The organism is Deltaproteobacteria bacterium, assembly GCA_029210625.1.
In the GTDB taxonomy this organism is placed as follows: Bacteria; Myxococcota; Myxococcia; order SLRQ01; family SLRQ01; genus JARGFU01.
This window is the reverse complement of sequence record JARGFU010000018.1, coordinates 25,320-42,745: the sequence shown is the minus strand read 5'-3', so window position 1 is coordinate 42,745 and position 17,426 is coordinate 25,320. Positions and strand designations below refer to the sequence as shown.

General features: G+C 71.7%; 13 protein-coding genes. 4 read left to right on the top strand and 9 right to left on the bottom strand.

The window, feature by feature from the left end; genetic code table 11:
• Positions 1–4 precede the first annotated feature (4 nt).
• The 5 genes from P1V51_17075 to P1V51_17055 form a co-directional block, all read right to left on the bottom strand.
• The gene (locus tag P1V51_17075; GenBank protein MDF1564757.1) at positions 5–1,762 is read right to left on the bottom strand and encodes a hypothetical protein; all 1,758 of its coding nucleotides are present in this window, start codon (positions 1,760–1,762) and stop codon (positions 5–7) included.
• Positions 1,763–4,048: a VIT domain-containing protein gene (locus tag P1V51_17070; protein MDF1564756.1), complete on the bottom strand. Its 2,286-nt coding sequence runs from the start codon at positions 4,046–4,048 to the stop codon at positions 1,763–1,765.
• 50 nt (positions 4,049–4,098) lie between these two features.
• Complete coding sequence (locus tag P1V51_17065) at positions 4,099–6,363, bottom strand: transglycosylase SLT domain-containing protein (protein MDF1564755.1); 2,265 nt, start codon at positions 6,361–6,363, stop codon at positions 4,099–4,101.
• A 79-nt stretch (positions 6,364–6,442) separates the two neighbouring features.
• On the bottom strand, positions 6,443–7,132 hold the full coding sequence (locus tag P1V51_17060; GenBank protein MDF1564754.1) for an anti-sigma factor: 690 nt from the start codon (positions 7,130–7,132) through the stop codon (positions 6,443–6,445).
• Positions 7,129–7,839 (bottom strand): sigma-70 family RNA polymerase sigma factor, encoded by a 711-nt coding sequence (locus tag P1V51_17055; protein MDF1564753.1) that lies wholly within the window; start codon positions 7,837–7,839, stop codon positions 7,129–7,131. The genes P1V51_17060 and P1V51_17055 overlap by 4 nt, the downstream gene beginning before the upstream one ends.
• A gap of 116 nt (positions 7,840–7,955) precedes the next feature.
• Here P1V51_17055 and P1V51_17050 point away from each other — a divergent pair, with 116 nt between their 5' ends.
• A complete protein-coding gene (locus tag P1V51_17050; GenBank protein ID MDF1564752.1) occupies positions 7,956–9,458 on the top strand; it encodes an adenylate/guanylate cyclase domain-containing protein in 1,503 nt (500 codons plus the stop codon).
• Positions 9,459–9,460: 2 nt separating this feature from the next.
• Here P1V51_17050 and P1V51_17045 read toward each other — a convergent pair whose 3' ends face one another.
• The 4 genes from P1V51_17045 to P1V51_17030 all read right to left on the bottom strand — a co-directional run bounded on the left by P1V51_17045 (position 9,461) and on the right by P1V51_17030 (position 14,058).
• Positions 9,461–10,792: an ATP-binding protein gene (locus P1V51_17045; protein ID MDF1564751.1), complete on the bottom strand. Its 1,332-nt coding sequence runs from the start codon at positions 10,790–10,792 to the stop codon at positions 9,461–9,463.
• 76 nt (positions 10,793–10,868) lie between these two features.
• Positions 10,869–12,392, bottom strand: a complete 1,524-nt coding sequence (locus P1V51_17040; GenBank protein ID MDF1564750.1) for a leucyl aminopeptidase — start codon at positions 12,390–12,392, stop codon at positions 10,869–10,871.
• 91 nt (positions 12,393–12,483) lie between these two features.
• Positions 12,484–13,401, bottom strand: coding sequence for a hypothetical protein (locus P1V51_17035; GenBank protein MDF1564749.1), 918 nt, complete (start codon positions 13,399–13,401; stop codon positions 12,484–12,486).
• A gap of 81 nt (positions 13,402–13,482) precedes the next feature.
• Positions 13,483–14,058 (bottom strand): RNA polymerase sigma factor, encoded by a 576-nt coding sequence (locus P1V51_17030; GenBank protein ID MDF1564748.1) that lies wholly within the window; start codon positions 14,056–14,058, stop codon positions 13,483–13,485.
• Between the two features lie 198 nt (positions 14,059–14,256).
• Here P1V51_17030 and P1V51_17025 point away from each other — a divergent pair, with 198 nt between their 5' ends.
• Genes P1V51_17025 through P1V51_17015 form a run of 3 tightly spaced genes read left to right on the top strand, consistent with a single transcriptional unit; the run spans position 14,257 to position 17,419 of the window.
• On the top strand, positions 14,257–14,787 hold the full coding sequence (locus P1V51_17025) for a hypothetical protein (protein MDF1564747.1): 531 nt from the start codon (positions 14,257–14,259) through the stop codon (positions 14,785–14,787).
• A gap of 8 nt (positions 14,788–14,795) precedes the next feature.
• The gene (locus P1V51_17020) at positions 14,796–15,935 is read left to right on the top strand and encodes a sulfotransferase (GenBank protein MDF1564746.1); all 1,140 of its coding nucleotides are present in this window, start codon (positions 14,796–14,798) and stop codon (positions 15,933–15,935) included.
• Complete coding sequence (locus tag P1V51_17015) at positions 15,932–17,419, top strand: aspartate aminotransferase family protein (protein ID MDF1564745.1); 1,488 nt, start codon at positions 15,932–15,934, stop codon at positions 17,417–17,419. Before P1V51_17020 ends, P1V51_17015 begins: the two co-directional genes overlap by 4 nt.
• Positions 17,420–17,426 lie beyond the last annotated feature (7 nt).

The following is a 17,426-nucleotide window of genomic DNA, read 5'->3' as shown; positions in this document are numbered from 1 at the left end:
TCGGTCAGCGCTCGGCGACCGGGAAGTCCGGGAGGATCACCGGCGACTCGAAGAGCGAGAGCGAGCGGGACTCGGTGGGGGCGGCGACCTGGATCCCTTCGGCCCCGAGGTCGGCGAAGGCCACCGGCTCGCGCGAGCGGTAGCGCCGGACGTCGTCCCAGGAGGGGGAGTCGAGCTCCGGTGCGACGACCATCTCCACCACGGTGCCGCCCGCCCGGGGCGCCGGGGGCGGCATCTCCTTGCGCAGCGTCACGTAGAGGTAGCGGCGCTCCGCCCCGGGGGGGCAGTCGATCTCCCGCCAGCCCGCGGCGGGATCGGCCTGGGGGTCGGCGAGGGAGGGCAGCTCCCCGGGCAGGTGGAGGCAGGGGCGGACCGGGTGGATCGTGGCCTCCAGCGCGGCCGAGCGTAGCTCCACGACGTGCTCGACGCCCTCCTCGGGAGGGGGAGCCTCGCCGCGCCGGCTGGCGGCCTCGACGAAGAAGCGCAGCTCTCTCTCGAGCGAGGCGAGGTGGACCCGCGCCCCGAGGTCGGCGCCCCGCGCGCCGGTCTCCTCGAAGATCTGCTCGCCCAGCCGCGCGCCGGACGCGATGGGGTGGGCGCTGCGGTGACGCGCCGCGGAGCGCACCGGTCGCGGTAGCTCCCCCGAGAGCAGCCGCCCGGGCCGCTCGAGGGCGTGGAGGGAGACGAGCAGCAGGGCCAGCGAGACGAGCACGCCCCGGGTGCTCCGGTGCTCGGCCCAGGCGATGACCTCGAGGAGCACGAAGAAGTGCGCTAGGACGATCGCCGGCAGGAAGGCCCGCAGGCGGTAGGCCGCCTCGAGCACCAGGATCTCTCCCACCAGCAGGTAGGCGCCGGCGAGGGCGAGCAGGCTCGCCAGGGTCGCGAGGGCGAGCCCCTCCACGAGCCCGCCGCCCGGCCGGGCCCGCCAGCTCCGCTTCAGGACGAAGCCGAGGCCGAAGAGGCCCAGCAGCCCGAGGGCGCTCTGGCCGGCGAAGAGCTTCGCGGCCGAGATCGCGATCGTGCGGGCGGCCGGGGGCGGCCCGCCGGGAGCGGCGCCCTGGGTGAGGAGGGAGGGCAGGTGGGCGAGCTGGGGCAGGAAGAGCAGGCCCAGCACGAGGTAGGGCAGGGGGAGGAGGAGCCAGTCGCGCCGGCCGAAGCGCGCGCGGTTCACCCAGGCCACCAGCGCCGGCACCAGCAGGAGGATCCCGTTGACGAAGTGGAAGTTCATCAGCAGGCAGACGGTGACGTTGGCGGTGTGGAAGAAGGCCATCCGCCCGCGGGCGTGGAAGAGCGCGAGCGAGAGCAGGAGCACGAGCGCGAGGGGCTCGCTGTGGGTGTTGGGGAGGAAGGCGCTCCAGTAGTCCCAGTGCCGGTGGGCGTCGAAGAGGAAGAGCAGGGCCAAGAGCTCGCCGAGGAGGGGCGGCAGGTGCCGGCGCAGCAGCCACCAGGTGCCCAGCAGCGCTGCGAGCTTCAGGAGGATCAGGGTCCAGAAGAGCGCCACCAGGCTCTGCCCGAAGAGGAAGAAGAGGGCGTAGCCGAGCTGGAGCACCGGCAGGGTGTTCATCTCCGAGGTGCCGATCGAGTAGCCCCGCGGGTTGCCGATCAGCGCCTCGTAGAGGAGCTCCATCTGGTCCTTCTCCATCAGGAGCCGGCCGGGGTCGGCGAAGGGCTCCTGGAGCAGGACGTAGACCACCGCGTACACGCCCGCGAAGAGCAGGGCGAATACGCGGTGGTCGGTCAGGCCGGGGGAGGCGGGCTTCACCTACTTCAGGAAGGCCTTCACCTTCGCGGCGTCCTTCTCGCCGGCCTCGGCGATCTCCACGCCGCGCTTGCCGTCGATCATGATCCTCACCCGCTCGCCGAGGGTCAGGGCCTTCTTGAGACTCGGCTGGGACTTCAGGAGCTCGAAGTAGGCGTCGGAGAGGTAGGCGACCTTCAGGATCTTCGCGCCCGACTTCCAGTCCGAGTCGGTCCAGGCGCCGTCCTTCCAGACGAAGGTGCGGCCCGAGGCCCGGCGGACGGTGGTGCCGCCGGCGTCACCCAGGGTGGCCTCCTCCTTGAGGGCCTTGATGGCGCCCGAGGTGGCGATGGCGTCGGCGCCGGTGCGGGTGGAGAAGGAGCTGCCCGAGAGGGCCTTGGCCTTCTTCTCCCGCTCGGCCCGGCGGGGCGCCATGGCCTCGTCGGCGGCGAAGGCCTCGGGGGGCGGGGCGGCCGCGGGGGCGGCGCCGCCGGAGGCGCGGCCCTCGAAGTCCCGGCGCGGCGGGCGATCCGGGAAGGGGCGCGGGCCCGGGGTGGGCATCGGGGTGTCCTCGACGACCAGGTAGGAGGTGTAGGGGGTCACGATGCCGAACTTCTTGCCCAGGCGGGTGACCTCCTCCTTGAGCTCGGCGTTCTCGCCGTGCACGCGGATCTGCTCGAGGAGGTAGCCGACCTTCCGCACGGCCCAGAGGCGGGCGATGAACTCGTGCTCGGGCTCGCTGGCCGGGAACTTCAGCTTCTCGTCGTACTTCTTGGTCTCGGCGCCGGTCTTGCCCGAGAGGGAGACGGCGTGGGTGCCCGGCTCGCGGTAGCGGCCCACCACGATCATCTGGCTGCCCTTGAAGAGGGCCGGGCTGGTCCGCGGGTAGATGTCGAAGGCGCGGGCGCCGTCCAGCTCGACCGCGACGTCGGAGAGCACGGGGAAGGCGATGCGGTTGTAGAAGCCCGAGAGCTTCACCTCGGTCTCCTTGCCGTCCCGGGCGAACTCGACCGAGGCGCCGCTCTCGGAGGCGAGGCGGTCCAGGAGGGTCGCGTTCAGCTCGTCGCCGACGCCGAAGGCGAAGATGCGGCTCTTCTTCTTCTCGTTGAGGGTCGCGATCTCGGAGGCCAGGCGGGCCTCGTCGGTGATGCCCACGGTGGGCTCGCCGTCGGTGAGGAAGACGACCAGGTGGGGGGCGCCGTCCTCGGGGGCGTCCTGGAGGGCGGTGGTGAGGGCCTCGTGGATGGCGGTGCCGCCGCTCGAGTAGAAGTCGTCGACGAAGCGCCGGGCGGCCTCGACGTTGTCGTCGCTGGCCTTCACCGGCTGCCGCCGGAACTGCTCGGTGTCGGTGGAGAAGCGCACGATGTTGAAGCGGTCCTCCGGGAGCAGGCGCTCGAGGCAATAGGTCAGGGCCTTCTTCGCCGAGTCGAGCTTCTTGCGGGCCATCGAGCCCGAGGTGTCGACCACGAAGGTGACGACCTTCCCGATGACCTCCTTCTTCTGCCACTCCTGCTTGGGGCTGACCATCAGCAGGAAGTAGCCGGGCTCGCCCTTCTCGGCGTGGGTCAGGAGGTTCATGCCCACGTCGCCGCGGCCGACGGTGTAGTAGAGCAGCACGTCGCGATCGAGGTTCTCGCGCAGCTTCTCGAAGCCGAGCTTGGCCGAGTGATCGTCGGGGCGCCGCACGTCGATCTTGTGGGTCGGCGAGTAGACCGACTTGATCGCCGTCTTGGACTTGATGTCGGCGGTGAAGGTGAAGTCCTTCATCGTCGTCGAGGCCCGGGCGCCGCTCACCTTGCCGGCGGCGAGGGGGAACTCGTAGGTGTAGACGCCGTCGCTGAACTTCAGCACCTGGGAGAAGGCGATCTCGATGCGCATGTCGCCGTTCGCCGGGACCGGGAAGACCCGGGCGCGGAAGAGCTCGTGGTCCACGTACTCGAGGAGGCCGGGGTCCTTCATCCGGCGGACGATGCCCTCGTAGATCTGGCGGGCCTTGTTCGCCTCGAGCACCTCACCCTTGGTCTTCTTCCCGTTCATCCAGAGGGAGAAGTCCTGCAGGGCCGAGCCCTGGGGCATCGGGAACATGAAGGTCGCCTCGAGCTGGCGGTTGGTGTGGTTGTGGAAGGTCATGTCGACCTTCGAGACCGCCGTGCCGTCGACGATGTCGACCGTCACCCGCTGGTGGCCGATCTGCAGGGGCCCGAGGCCCGGCTCGGTGGGCATGAGGATGCCCTGGGCGGTTGCCGTGAGCGGGGTGATCCCGATCACGAGGGCTGCGAGGACGAGCAGTCGGGTTCGGACGGTGCGCATGGAGGCCTCCCTTTTCATGGAGGCATTGACGCACGGCCCGGAGAAAGGATCTACCGCTGAGGGGCCGCCGTGACGCGGGTGCCCACCCCGGCTCCGACGCCCCGGGTGGAGGGGCGCTCCCAGGTCCAGGCGTAGCCCCGGGCGGCGGAGAGGACGGCCCGGACGTAGACCCGGGTCTCGTCGAAGGGGATCTCCTCGACCCAGACGTCCAGGGGCATGCCGGGGTCGCGCTCGCGCCAGCGGTCCACGGTGCCGGCGCCGGCGTTGTAGGCCGCCACGGCGAGGACCTCGGCGCCCTCGTAGCGGCGCAGGAGCTTCTTCAGGTGCCAGGTCCCCAGGCGCACGTTGAGGGCCGGATCACAGAGCGCGTCCGCGCTCGGCGCCGCCAGCCCCAGGTCCCCCGCGGCGTCCGCGGCCGCCGGCCCCATCAGCTGCATCAGGCCCCGCGCGCCCACGCTGGAGCGGGCGCAGGGCTTGAAGGCGCTCTCCCGCAGGATCAGCCCGAAGACCAGGGCCGGAGGGATGGACCAGCGACGGGCCTCCTTCTCGATCAGGTCCTGGTGGAGGCGGGGGAAGGCGTGCTGCATCGCCTGCTCCCGCTCGCCGGGCAGCAGACCCCCGCCGTCGTGCACCATCGCCGAGCGGTAGAGGAAGCGGGCGGTCTCGCGCTGCCCGAGGGCCTCGAGGGTGCGCGCGGCCTCGAGGAGGTCGCGGGGGTGGCGGGCGCGGGAGGGGGTGGCCAGGAGGGGGCCGAGCTGCCGCCGGGCCTCCTTGCGCAGGCCGAGCCAGGCCGCCTGGCGGGCGCGGCGCACCCGGGGGTCGAGGTCCCCGTGATCCGGGCTGGCGCCAATATCGCTCGGGGGCTCCAGGGCGGGCTCCACCTGCCGGTCCCGGGCCAGGGCCGCGTAGTAGGAGAGGGGGTGGCGGGAGAGGAGCTGCCGGTAGGAGTCGGCGGCCGCCTCGGCCTCGCCGGCCAGATCCAGGCTGCGGGCGTGCCAGTAGCGGGCCCGGGCGGCGGCGGCGATCCGGCTGCCGCCGAGGGTGTCCGCCTCGTCCGCCGCCAGGGCGGGGCGGGAGAGGGCGCCGGCGAAGAGCTCGGCGGCCTCGGCGTACTCCCCCTGCCGGAGGCGAGCCCAGCCCCAGAGGAAGAAGGCGCGGGGGCGGCCGGGATCGGTGGGGTAGAGGAGGAGGTAGGCCTGCAGGGCGCGGCCGGCCTCGGCGAAGTCGTCCTGCCGCAGGGAGAGCTCGGCGGCCGCGATCCGGGCCCGGGGGGCCTCCGGGTGGGCCGGGTGCTCGGCGGCCAGCTGCAGCCAGCGCTCCCGCGCGGGCCCCAGCCGGCCGAGGGTGGTCAGGCCCCGGGCCAGGCCGATCAGGGCCGCCGCCCGCAGGCCCTCCTCGGTGCGCTGCTCGCCCCCGGGGTCGAGGACCCCTCCATCGAGGGCCACCGCCAGGGCGGCCTCCCCGGCGGCCTCGGCCCGGCGGGCGCGCAGGTAGGCGGCCCAGCGGGCCGGGCGCGAGGAGGTTGGGCGCTCGTCCCGGGAGAGGGCCCGCAGCCCCGCGTCCCCGGCGCGCTCGGCCCGGCGCAGGCGCTGCCAGGTCGGATCCCCGTCCGGGGCGGGGAGGGCCGCGAGCACCTCGAGGGCCTCGCGGCAGGCCGCCACGCTGCCGTGGAGCACGTTGGCTTCCAGCATCCCCCGGGCGGCGTCCAGGTCTCCGGCGGCCAGGTGGGCCCGCGAGAGCTCCAGCCGCAGCGCCTCGGCCCGTCGCCCGACGGTCTCCCGGCGCAGGGCGTCCTCGAGGAGGGGCCGGGCCTCGTCGAGCCGGCCGCCCTCGCGCAGGGCGCGGGCCCGCAGGAGCAGCGCCTCCGGATGGTGGGGGCTCTGGGGATCGAGATCTCCGAGGACCGCGGCGGCCTCGCCGAGCCTCCCCAGCTCCAGCAGCCCCTCGCCCAGGTGCAGACGCAGGCGGTCGCCCAGGAGGGCGTCCCGCTGCAGGGAGCCCTCGAAGGCCCCGACGGCCTCCTCCGGGCGCCCCAGCTCTCGCAGGGCCTCACCGCGCAGGAAGAGGGCGGCCGCGCTGGCCGAGAGGGTCTCCGGCAGGGCCTCCAGCAGGCGCAGCGCGCCCTGGGGGTCCCGGCCCTCCAGGCGGGCGGCGATCTCGCGTAGGGCCTCGGGGGCCCGGCCGGGATCGCTCGGGGAGGCGGCGACCAGGGCGAGGAGCGCCGGCGCGTCGGTGGGGCTCTGGTCCGGGCGCGCGAGCGAGGGCGCGCCCAGCCCGATCGCCAGGGCGAGGAGGGCAGTAGATCGAATCGCCATGTCCGCCCCCGACCCTAGTCGAGGCCGGGGGCCCAGGCGAAAAAACGACAACTTCCGGGCTGCGGGTGGTCAGAGGTGGTCAGGGTCCCTGCCCCGAGACCCGCACCCTCACCAGCATCCAGCCCGCGGGTGGCCTCGGATCGGCCTCGTCGTCGGGCACCGCCACCACCTCGGCGATGCCGTCCGGGACGATCACGGCCAGGGCCTCCTTGGGCAGGGTGAAGGCCATCCCCACCTCGGAGAGGGGCTCGCCGGGCCGCAGGGGGGCGCCCCCGAGGGTGCGGGCGCCGAGGTCCGCGGCGGCGGCCACCACCGCCCGGGCCGCGCCCTCGTCCCCCGCGGCGAAGCGGACCTCGACCACGTCGGGGATCCGGTCGCCGAAGAGGCCGGTGGCGGCCGGGCCGCCCGAGAGGTTCTCGTCCCCGCCGGGGACCAGGATCCGGCCCGAGAGGGTGACGGTGGCGCCCACGATCACCGCCAGCACCGCGGCCGAGAGCAGCTCCTGGGGCCAGGTCGGCGGGCGGGGGAGGTGGTGGACCTTGTCCCGCCGGCGGACCCGCCGGCGCACGCGGGCCTCCAGATCCGCCGGGGCCCGGTGGGGCTGGAGGCTCCGGAGGGCCTCGGTGGTCCGGCGCAGCGCCTCGTACTGCTGGCGGCAGTCCTCGCAGCCCTCCAGGTGGGTCTCCAGGGCCTGCTGCTCGTCGGGGGGCAGCTCACCCTCGAGGAGGGGAGAGAGGCGCTCGACCATCTCGGTGTGATCCGCGCTCATGGGGTTTCCTCTTCCTTGGCGCCGCCCGCGGCGGCGGGCGGCCGGGTCTGGTGGGATCGGCTCACGGCCTCGGCCAGGGCGAGGCGGGCGCGATGCAGACGGCTCTTCACCGTCCCCACGGGTCGTTCACAGATCTCGGCGATCTCCTCGTAGGCCAGCCCCTCGACGTCCCGGAGCAGGACCATCATCCGCTGCTCCTCACCGAGCTCCAGCAGGGCCGCCTCGACGGTCTCCTGCAGCTGCAGGCCCTCGAGGTGCTGATCGGGCTGGGTCGGCGAGCGCCCCGAGGACTCGGCCAGGTTCCGGGCCGGGACGCTGTCGAGGGGGGTGACCTTCCCAGCCGAGCGCCGGCCCAGGTACTTGAGCCGGTTGAGGCAGCGGTTGCGGGTCACCCGGAAGATCCAGGTCGAGAGCTGGGCCTCGCCCCGGAACTGCCCCAGGTGCTGGTAGAGGGCGACGAAGACCTCCTGGGTGAGGTCCTCGGCCTCCTCCCGGCTGCCCATCATCCGCAGGGAGAGGGAGAAGATCCGGTCCTGATAGGCGCTCACCAGCTCGGAGAAGGCGCGCTCGTCTCCCTGGCGGATCCGGGCGATCAGGCGGCGGTCGGAGGGCTGCAAGTAGGTGACCTCGGGCTCGTCGATCCCTGCCTCCGAGGGCTCGGAGGAGGCCTCGTGGGGGGTGAGCAGGGCGAGATCGGCGGTGTCCATGGCCATCCTATCGCGGGCCGGGGGGCAGGGGCGGGCGAACCGGTTCGTCTGAAGGGCTTGGACACCATTTCTCCGCCGGGGTTCCCGGGATGACGCAGCGTGGCTAGGATCGCCGCGTGAGCGCTCTCGACATCCTCAATGCGAACAAAGACCTCATCGTGGAGGCCACCCAGGCCCGGATCACCGAGCGCCTGCCTCGCTACGCCCTGCTCAACCCCGCGGAGCTGAGGGTGCAGGTCGAGGCGATGATCGAGAGCAGCCTCCTCTTCCTCGAGGACGACGACGCCGATCGCCTCCTCGATCAGTTCCGGGTGACCTCGACCCGGCGGGTGCAGCAGGGGCTGTCGATCTCGGACTTCCTCCAGGCGCTCTTCTGCGTCATCCCCGCCGTCCGCAAGGTGATCGCCGCCGAGAACGGGGGCAACCTGCACGGGGTCGAGGGCTACACCGAGCTCGAGACCCGGATCTTCGATCTCTTCACCACCGCCGCCGGGATGTTCGCCGAGGTGACCAACCAGCAGCTCCGCTCCAAGAACCAGGAGCTCAACCGCCTCTCCCAGCAGCAGGCGCGCTACGAGGCGCAGCTCGAGGCCGAGAACGTCGCGGTGAACGAGGCGCTGATCCAGGCCAACGAATTCAACCAGCGGGTGATCGAGAGCCTCACCTCGGGCCTGATGGTGGTCGCCGCGCACGACGGCATCGTCAACCTCTACACCACCCGGATGGAGGAGATCCTCGGCATCCCCGCCGAGCGGGTCCTCGGCAAGTCGGTGGAGGACTTCTCCGAGGTCGTGAACCTCGACGTGGCCGCCCTCGTCCAGCGGGTTCGCAGCGAGGGGCGGATCGGCCTGACCAAGCTCAAGCTGAACCGGGGGGACGGCCAGACGATCTCGGTCTTCGCCCGAGCCCAGCGGATGTACGACGCCGCCGGCAACCCCGAGGGCACGGTGGTGGTGCTCGACGACATCACCGAGCGGGAGCTGCTGGTCGAGTCCTTCTCGCGCTACGTCTCGCGCGAGCTGGTGCAGCAGGTGCTGGCGCGCTCGCACAAGCTCGACCTGGGCGGCGAGCTGCAGACCTGCTCGATCCTCTTCGCCGACATCCGGGGCTTCACGACCATCGCCGAGAGCCTGAACCCCCACGAGCTGCACGGCCTCCTCAACGACTACTTCCGGGTGGTGGTCGAGGCCCTCACGCACCACGGCGGCTTCATCGACAAATTCATCGGCGACAACGTGATGGCCATCTTCTCCCGGGGCTCGCCCGAGCACGCGGCCCGCTCGGCCGTCGACGCGGCCGCCGCCATCGTGCGGGGCCTGGAGGCGCTGAACGTCGATCGCGAGGATCGGGGCCAGATCCCGGTCCACGCCGGGGTGGGGATCAACACCGGCGAGGTGATGCTGGGCAACATCGGCAACCTCGACCGGATGGACTTCACCGCCATCGGCGACGCGGTGAACGTCGCGGCCCGCCTGCAGGCCCTGGCGGGGCACGGCGAGGTCCTCATCGGATCCGCCACCGTCGAGCTCCTCGGAGAGGCCGGCGATCTCGAGAAGCGCGACGAGCAGCAGGTGCGCGGCCGCAGCCGGCCGGTGCGCTTCTTCCAGCTCAAGCGCTAGCGCTACTCGTCGGAGAGGTCCGGGAGCGGGGTCAGCCCCCTCACCGGCAGGGTGAAGAAGAAGCGGGAGCCGGCCTCCCGGCCGGGTTCGGCGCCGATCTCCCCGCCGTGCCGCCGCACGATCTTCTTGCAGGCGGCGAGGCCGAGCCCCAGGCCCGGCTTCGTCTCGCCGCGCTTGAGCCGCTCGAAGGGCTCGAAGATCCGCCGGGCCTCGGCCTCCGTGACGCCCAGGCCCTCGTCCTCGACCCAGATCCGGACGAGGTCGCCCAGGGGCTCGGCGTGGATCCGGATCGTGGGCGCCCGGCCCGGACGGGCGTACTTGATGGCGTTCTCGATCAGGTTCTGGAAGAGCATCTCCAGCTGGGAGGCGTCTCCCGCGACCACCGGGAGGGTCCCGACCTGGAGGATCGTGCCGCTCCGCTCCAGCGCCGCCTGCAGATCCCGGCGGACGTGCTCGACCACCGCGCCGAGATCGACGTCGATCCTCGGAGGCATCCGGGTGTCGAGGCGGGCGTACTCGAGGACGTTCGAGATCCGGTCCGCCATGCCATCGGCGATCTCTCCCAGGTCCTTGACGATCTCGTCCGCGGGCTTGCCCGTCCCCCGGCCGGCGAGGCGCCGCTCGAGCACCTCGATGAGGAGGGTGATGCTCTGCAGGGGCTGGCGCAGATCGTGGGCCAGGGCGTTGGCCAGGAGGCTGAGCTCCTCGTTCGAGTGGGAGAGGCGCCCGAGGGTGCGGGCGAGGTCGGTGTGGCGGCGCTCGGCCAGGCGCCGGGCCTCGAACTCCCGCAGGCTCATCCGCTCGAAGACCCAGGCCGAGGCGACCAGGGCGCCGGCCATCACCACGGGGTTGCTGAAGAGGGTCAGCGACTCGCGATCGAGGGCGCCGAGGGCGAGCAGGCCGATCAGCAGGGCCGCGAGGGGGAGGAGGAGCACCGGCGCCAGGAAGCGGCGGGCGCCCGCGGCGAAGACGAAGGTGGCGCCCTGCGACAGGACGATGCCGGTGACGGCTCCGTAGCGGTGCTCGAGGGGGACGCCCTCCTGGGCGAAGAGGTGGAAGGTCAGCCCGCAGATGTTCACCACCGCGCCGGCGAGGGTGAGGGCGTGGACGGGGGCCACCCAGTCGGGCCGCCGCTTCAGGGGGCCGAGGGAGAGGAGGAGGAAGGCCAGCGCCGGGACGATGGCGGTCAGGCGCCAGAGCCAGCCGTCACCGACGCCCAGGAGGACGATGTCCTGGAAGATGAAGTAGCCCATGGTGGGCAGCAGGGCGGCGGCGAAGATCCGGCCGACCAGGAGCGTCCGCTCGCTGCGCTCGGCCCGGTGCGCCGCGCGCACCTCTGCCCCATCGGCTCCTCCCCCCGGAGTCTCGCGACCTTCCCTCGCCACGCTCGCTCTGGCCGGGCCTTTCGGGCTAGCTGGCGCTCATCCGGTCGAGGATCAGCTGGGCCAGGGTGCGCACGCTGGCGCCGGTGCCGCCCTTGGGGTCCACGCCCTTGGGCTTGGTGGCGTAGGCCGGGCCCGCGATGTCGAGGTGGGCCCAGGCCACGCCCTCACCCACGAAGTTCTCGAGGAAGAGGGCGGCGGTGATGCAGCCGCCGAAGCGCTCGCCGGTGTTGCGCAGGTCCGCGATGGAGCTCTTGAGCTGCTCGCGCAGGGCCGGGTTCAGCGGCATGCGCCAGAAGTCCTCGCCGGCCGCCTTGCTGGCCTCCTTGAGGCTGCTGGCCAGGGCGTCGTCGTTCGAGAGCAGCCCGACCGTGTAGGGCCCGAGGGCGACCATGGCCGCGCCGGTGAGGGTGGCCACGTCGATGACCGTCTTGTGGCCGTGGCTGCAGGCGTAGTCGAGGACGTCGCCGAGCACCAGCCGCCCCTCGGCGTCGGTGTTGTTGATCTCGACGGTCTTGCCCTTGCGGCTCTTGAGCACGTCGCCGGGCTTGTAGGCGTGTCCCGAGACGAGGTTCTCGCAGGCGCCGGCGTAGGCGACGACGGGGAAGGGCGGGGCGATCTCGGCCACGGCCCGCATCACCGAGATGACGGCGGCGGCGCCGCCCATGTCCATCTTCATGTCGAGCATGAAGGCGGGGCCCTTCAGGTCGTAGCCGCCGGAGTCGAAGGTCACGCCCTTGCCGACCAGGGCGATGCCCTTGTCCTCGGTCTTCTGCTTGGGCTGGTACTCCAGGACGATGAGCCGCGGCTCGATGTCCGAGCCCCGCGCCACGCCCCAGAACATGCCCATGTTCTCCTTCTGGATCTGGGCGGCGTTCAGGTGCCGGTACTTCAGGCCGTGGGCGGCGGCGAGGGCCTTGGCGCGATCGGCCAGCTCCAGCGGGGTCATCTCGCCCGCGGGCTCGTTCACGAGGTCGCGGGCCATGCAGGTGGCCTCGGCGATCGCGAAGCCGAGGGCGGCGGCGGCCTTCTGCGCCTCGTCCTTCGGGTTGCCCGCCAGGGCGACCTCGCGCACGGGGACCAGGCCCCGCTTGTCCTTGCCCGGGGAGAGGTAGCGATCGAAGGCGTAGGCGCCCAGGACCGCGCCCTCGGCGGCGCCGCGCACGCCCATGGCGGTCTGCTGGTCCTCGGGGATCGCCACGATCACCGTCCGGGTGTCCCGGGAGCGGGCGACCCGCAGGGCGCCGGCCACGGCCACCCGCAGGCGGCGGCTGCTCTTCTGGCCGCTGCGGCCCAGGCCCACCAGGCGCAGGCGGGTCACCGGCAGCTTGCCCTGGGTGGGAAGCTCCAGCACCTCACCGTTCTTGCCGGTGAACTTCTCGGCCTTGGCCAGGGCCTCGAGTTGGCCGCGGAAGGCCTTGGCCGTGCGGTCGAGGAGCTCCCGCCGCTTCTTCTTCGAGCCGAGCTCGCCGGCGTAGACGGGGAGTACCAGGAGATCCGCCTTCTGCTTGCGGGGATCGAGGGTGATCAGACGGATCTTCGGCAGGGACATGGAGGCTCCTTCCAGACTGGAGGTTCGAAGACCGGCATCCTATGCCCGGATCGTCTCCAGATCATCCCTGGCTGCGCCGCACTGAGTCGTATCAGCCGGGTCCCAGGCCGGGGGTGACCGGGTCGGGGGCGCCTCCGGTGGGCGTGAAGCTCGCCGAGAGGATCCGGGGCGTGCCGGCCGGCCCCTCCACCTGCACCCGCACCTCGAGGGGGGCCTGGCTGGGGGTCGTCCGCACCACCCACACTCGCAGCCGCTGCTCGGAGCCGATCACGGGCAGGAGCGCCTGCCGGGCCGTGTCGCCCTCGTGCAGGGCCTTCAGGGGGCCGGGCTGGGTGCCGGCCGGCAGGCCGAGGGTCACCTCGAGGGCGCCGCTCCGGGAGCCGTCCGGGGTCCAGGTCAGCCGCCAGGCCTCCTCCACGATCTCCACCCCGACGGGCCAGTCCGCCGCCGGCGAGCCGTCCTCCTCGTAGATCTCCAGGCCCTTGTGGAGCTCGCCCCCGAAGCCCTCGCTGGGGCCGTTGTTCTCGGAGAAGTCGCCCAGGCTCTTGTGCCCCTCCAGGGCCTGGCCCGAGACGCCCGCCATCGGCTCCCGGTACTCGTTGCCGGCCAGGGCGTCGGCCGAGGCGCCGAAGAGGGCCCGGACGTTGTCCCCGAAGACCGAGGTCAGGGTGATCATCATGATCGCCGCCGCCGAGGCCGCCCCCATGTAGGGCAGGAGCCGCCGGAAGACGCTCGGCCGGATCAACTCGGCCATCCGGGCGTCGTCGGACTCGACCCGCTGCGCCTCGGCGCGGGCCACCGCCGCGTCGGCCGCCGCGGCCACCGCCCGGTCCACCGCCTCGGGGATCGGGATCTCGGGCACCTCGTCCATCAACCCCGCCTCCAGGCTCTGGAGCTCGGCGAGCACCGCCCGGCAGGCCTCGCAGGCCTCCAGGTGCTGCTCGGTCGCCGGGCTGGCCTCGCCGGTGCGCGAGAGCTCGAGCTCGAGGATGTCGGGGTGGGTGGTCATGGCTTCGTGGTCTCTATCGGGTAGCGGCGGGCGGGGGCAAAAGGTTCATCACGGGATCCTCCGGACCGGGGCGCGGCCGCGCTACGGAGGGCCCCGCTCGAGGGAGGCGTCCTCGGCCTCCTCCCGCTCCCGCAGCTTGCGCAGGGCGTGGTGGAGGCGGCTCTTGACCGTCCCCGGGGGGATCTCGAGGGCCTCGGCGATCTCCTCGAGCTTCATCCCCAGCACGAAGCGCTGGTGCACCACCTGCCGGTGGCCGGGGGAGAGGCTCTGGAGGCGCACCTCCAGGTCGTGGTCCGGGGCCGGCTGGAAGCTGGGCTCCGCCTCCGGCCGCCCGGCCTCCTCCTCGGCCTCCAGGGAGACCGAGCGGCGGCGCCGGCGCATCAGGCTGATGGCCTGGTGCTTGACCAGGGGGAAGAGGTAGCTGCGAAGCGCGCCGGTGAGCTCGAAGCCCGGGAAGCGCCCGAAGAAGTAGACGAAGCTCTCCTGGAGCACGTCCAGGGCGTCGGCCTCCGAGCCGGTCAGCTTCCAGGCCAGGGCCAGGACCCAGCCCTTGTGGCGCTGGTAGAGGGCGTCGAAGGCGGCCCGGTCGCCCCCGTTGGCCCGGGCCACGAGGAAGCGATCGTCGACCGTCTCCAGGGCTCGCGCGTCGACCTCCATCTGCCCCTCCGGCGTACCATGGGGACCTTCACGCCCACCATCCTCCGGTCGTCGTAGAGGCCTCCATCGGCGCCTTGACCCCCTGCGGGGCAAAGGCTATTCCAAGCCTCCTTTCGGGCCCTCCTCGCCGGATCCTGCGGCGAGGCGGGCGGCCGCCTCCCGGGCGGGGATCGGCCGCCGAGAGGATAGAGGTACACCATGAAGTTGCCCTTCATCGATGGGTGGAGTCCCAAGCTGCCCCCCCTCACCTCCGCCGAGGCGCGGATCCTCGAGGCCCTGGCCGAGACGGTCTTCCCCCCGGACGCCGGCCTGCCGATCTCCGGGAGCGAGGCCCACGTGGTGGCCTACTTCGAGGAGATGCTCTCCTTCCTCCCCCTGCGGGAGCAGATCATGATCCGGGCCATGCTCGTGGGCTTCGAGGTCCAGGCCCTGGTGACCCGGCCCAGGAGCCTCTCGACCTTCAGCCGGCTCTCCCCCGAGGAGCGGGACAAGAGCCTGCGCTTCTGGAACGACAACCCCCTCTACTTCGCGCGCCTGCTCTTTCAGGCGCTGCGGGGGCTGCTCCTCTGGGCCTACGTGGACAACGCCGAGGTGGGCCAGGCCATGGGCATCCGCCCGGGAGACGAGATCATCCGCGCTCAGCAGCGCGAGGCGGCCGAGAGGTCGCAGACCTCCGAGGAGGCGCCCGCCGTGAAGGAAGCGGCCGGGAGCTCCTCGGACCATCGATAGGAGGCGCCATGCGCGCGAACGAGCTGATCGACAGGTGGTCGCAGGAGCAGCTGGCCACCGGCATCGAGACCGGTGCCCTTCTCAAGATGCTGAAGGCCGGCGGCTGGAAGCCGAACCTGGACTACCTCCACCGGGTGGCCATGCTCGGCGGCCTCTCCTTGCCCTCGACCCTCCTGGGGCGGGTCGACGACGCCATGTACGCCAGCAAGCTGGCCCAGATGGACATCGATCCCACCCCGCTGATCGTCATCGGGCACTGGCGCTCGGGCACCACCCACCTCCACGGGCTGCTCGGCAGGGATCCGAACCACACCTACTCCACGGTCTATCAGGTGGTCTTCCCCTCCAGCTTCCTGGCCACCGGCAAGATCGGACCGAGGCTGCTGAAGAACGCCCTGCCGCCGACCCGGACCTACGACAACATGGCCCACGGCTGGTTCGAGCCCGCCGAGGACGAGATCGGCCTGCTGAAGCTCACCGGCGGCCTCTCCTTCTACTCGGCCCTGATGTTCCCGGACCGCTACGCCCAGTACGAGAAGTACATCGACTTCCTCGAGGCCACCGAGGAGGAGCGGCGCATCTGGAAGAACGCGGTGACCCTCTTCATCAAGAAGATGATGCTGGCGACCGGCGGCAAGCGCGTCATCCTCAAGAGCTGCCCTCACTCGGCGCGGATCCGGATGCTCCTCGAGCTCTTCCCGGACGCCAAGTTCATCCACATCCACCGCCACCCGGCGCGGGTCTTCCGCTCGATGGTGCACATGCGCTCGAAGGTGGACTGGGAGAACTTCCTGAGCCGCCCCGAGCAGGCCTTCCTCGATCAGCGCTGGGAGCACACCGCGCTGCTGGGTGAGCGGCTCTTCACCCGCATCATCGAGGACCGAGAGCTCATCCCCGAGCAGAACCTGGTCGAGATCGCCTACGGCGACTTCATCGGCAACGAGACCCGGGTGCTGCGGGAGATCTACGACAAGTTCAACCTGCCCGACTGGGAGCGCTTCGAGCGGGTGCTGACGCCCTACCTCGACACCCTCAAGGGCTACAAGGTCAACAAGCTGACCATGGAGCCGGAGCTCGCCGACTTCGTCTACGAGCGCTGGCAGCAGGTCTACGACACCTACGGGTACACCAAGGAGTTCAAGTCATGAGCATGAAGGAGCTCATCCAGGAGCGGCTGAAGTCCGGCGACTTCCTGGACCAGAAGCACGTCCACCCCCGTCTGATGAAGATGCTCCAGATGGGCGGGATGAACACGCCCTTCGTGCGGGCGGAGGGGCACTACCTCTTCGACACCCAGGGGAAGCGCTACCTCGACCTGCTCTCCGGCGGCGGCGTCTACTTCTTCGGGCGCAACCACCCGAAGGTCAACGCGGCCATCCGCGACGTCGTCGAGATGGACGTCCCCAACCTCTGCGTGGTGAACGCCTCGATCCTCGGCGGGCTCCTCGCCGAGCGGATCCTCAAGCTCGCCGGCAAGGGCTTCTCCAAGGTGCAGTACGCCAACTCGGGCGCCGAGGCGAACGAGGTGGCCATCCGCTTCTCCCGCTTCGTCACCCGGCGGCGGCGCTACCTCCACCTCGAGGGCGCCTTCCACGGGCGGAGCTACGGGGCCATCAGCCTCTGTGGCTTCAACCAGATGAAGGAGGGGATGGAGCCGCGGATGCCGATCTGCACCTCGATCCGCCCCAACGACCTCGCCGCCCTGCGCCGCGAGCTCTCCAAGGGTGACGTGGCGGCCCTCTTCATGGAGGCCTGCCAGGGCATGACCCTCGACGTGCTCGACCACGACTACCTGCGCGAGGCGCGGAAGCTCTGCGACGAGTTCGGCACCCTGCTGGTCCTCGACGAGGTGCAGACCGGCTTCGGCCGCCTCGGCGAGAAGTGGTTCGCCTTCCAGGCCGCCGGGATCCTGCCCGACATGGTGACCCTCTCGAAGGTCCTCTCCGGCGGTCAGATGCCGGTGGCGGCCGTGCTCGTGGGTGAGCACGTCTACGATCAGGTCTTCAAGAGCTTCCAGTCCGGGCCGATCTACTTCTCCACCTTCGGCGAGAACAACCTCGCCATGGCCGCCGGGCTGGCGACCCTCGACGTCCTCGAGGAGATGGACGCCCCGGCCGCCGCCGCCCGGGTCAGCCAGAAGATCCGCGCCGGCCTCAACGATCTGGCCACCCGCTACGACGTCATCGACCGCGTCGCGGGCAAGGGCATGATGATCGGCACCTACTTCAAGAACACCGACTCGAGCGCGCTCCTCAAGGCCCAGCAGGCCCTGATGGGCGCCTTCGACAAGGCCAGCTTCGGCGCCGCGATGAACGTCCGGCTCTTCACCGAGCACCAGGTCATCGTCCAGGTGCCCGGCCCGGGCCTGAACGCCATCAAGATCCTGCCGCCGATCACGCTGACCGACGAGGACATCCAGTACTTCCTCGACAGCTACGAGGGCGCCATCCAGAGCATGTACGGCGCCTCCACCGGCCCGGCCCTCGCGCTGGGCAAGACCGCCGTCACCGACGCCGTGAAGTCCGCGGCCAAGAAGGTGAAGGCCGTCGCCGGCGTGGAGAAGGGCGCCGGCCCGGTCCCGGAGCCGAAGAAGGCCGCGGCCGCCGGAGGTAGCGCCGGAAAAAAAAGCTGACCCGCCG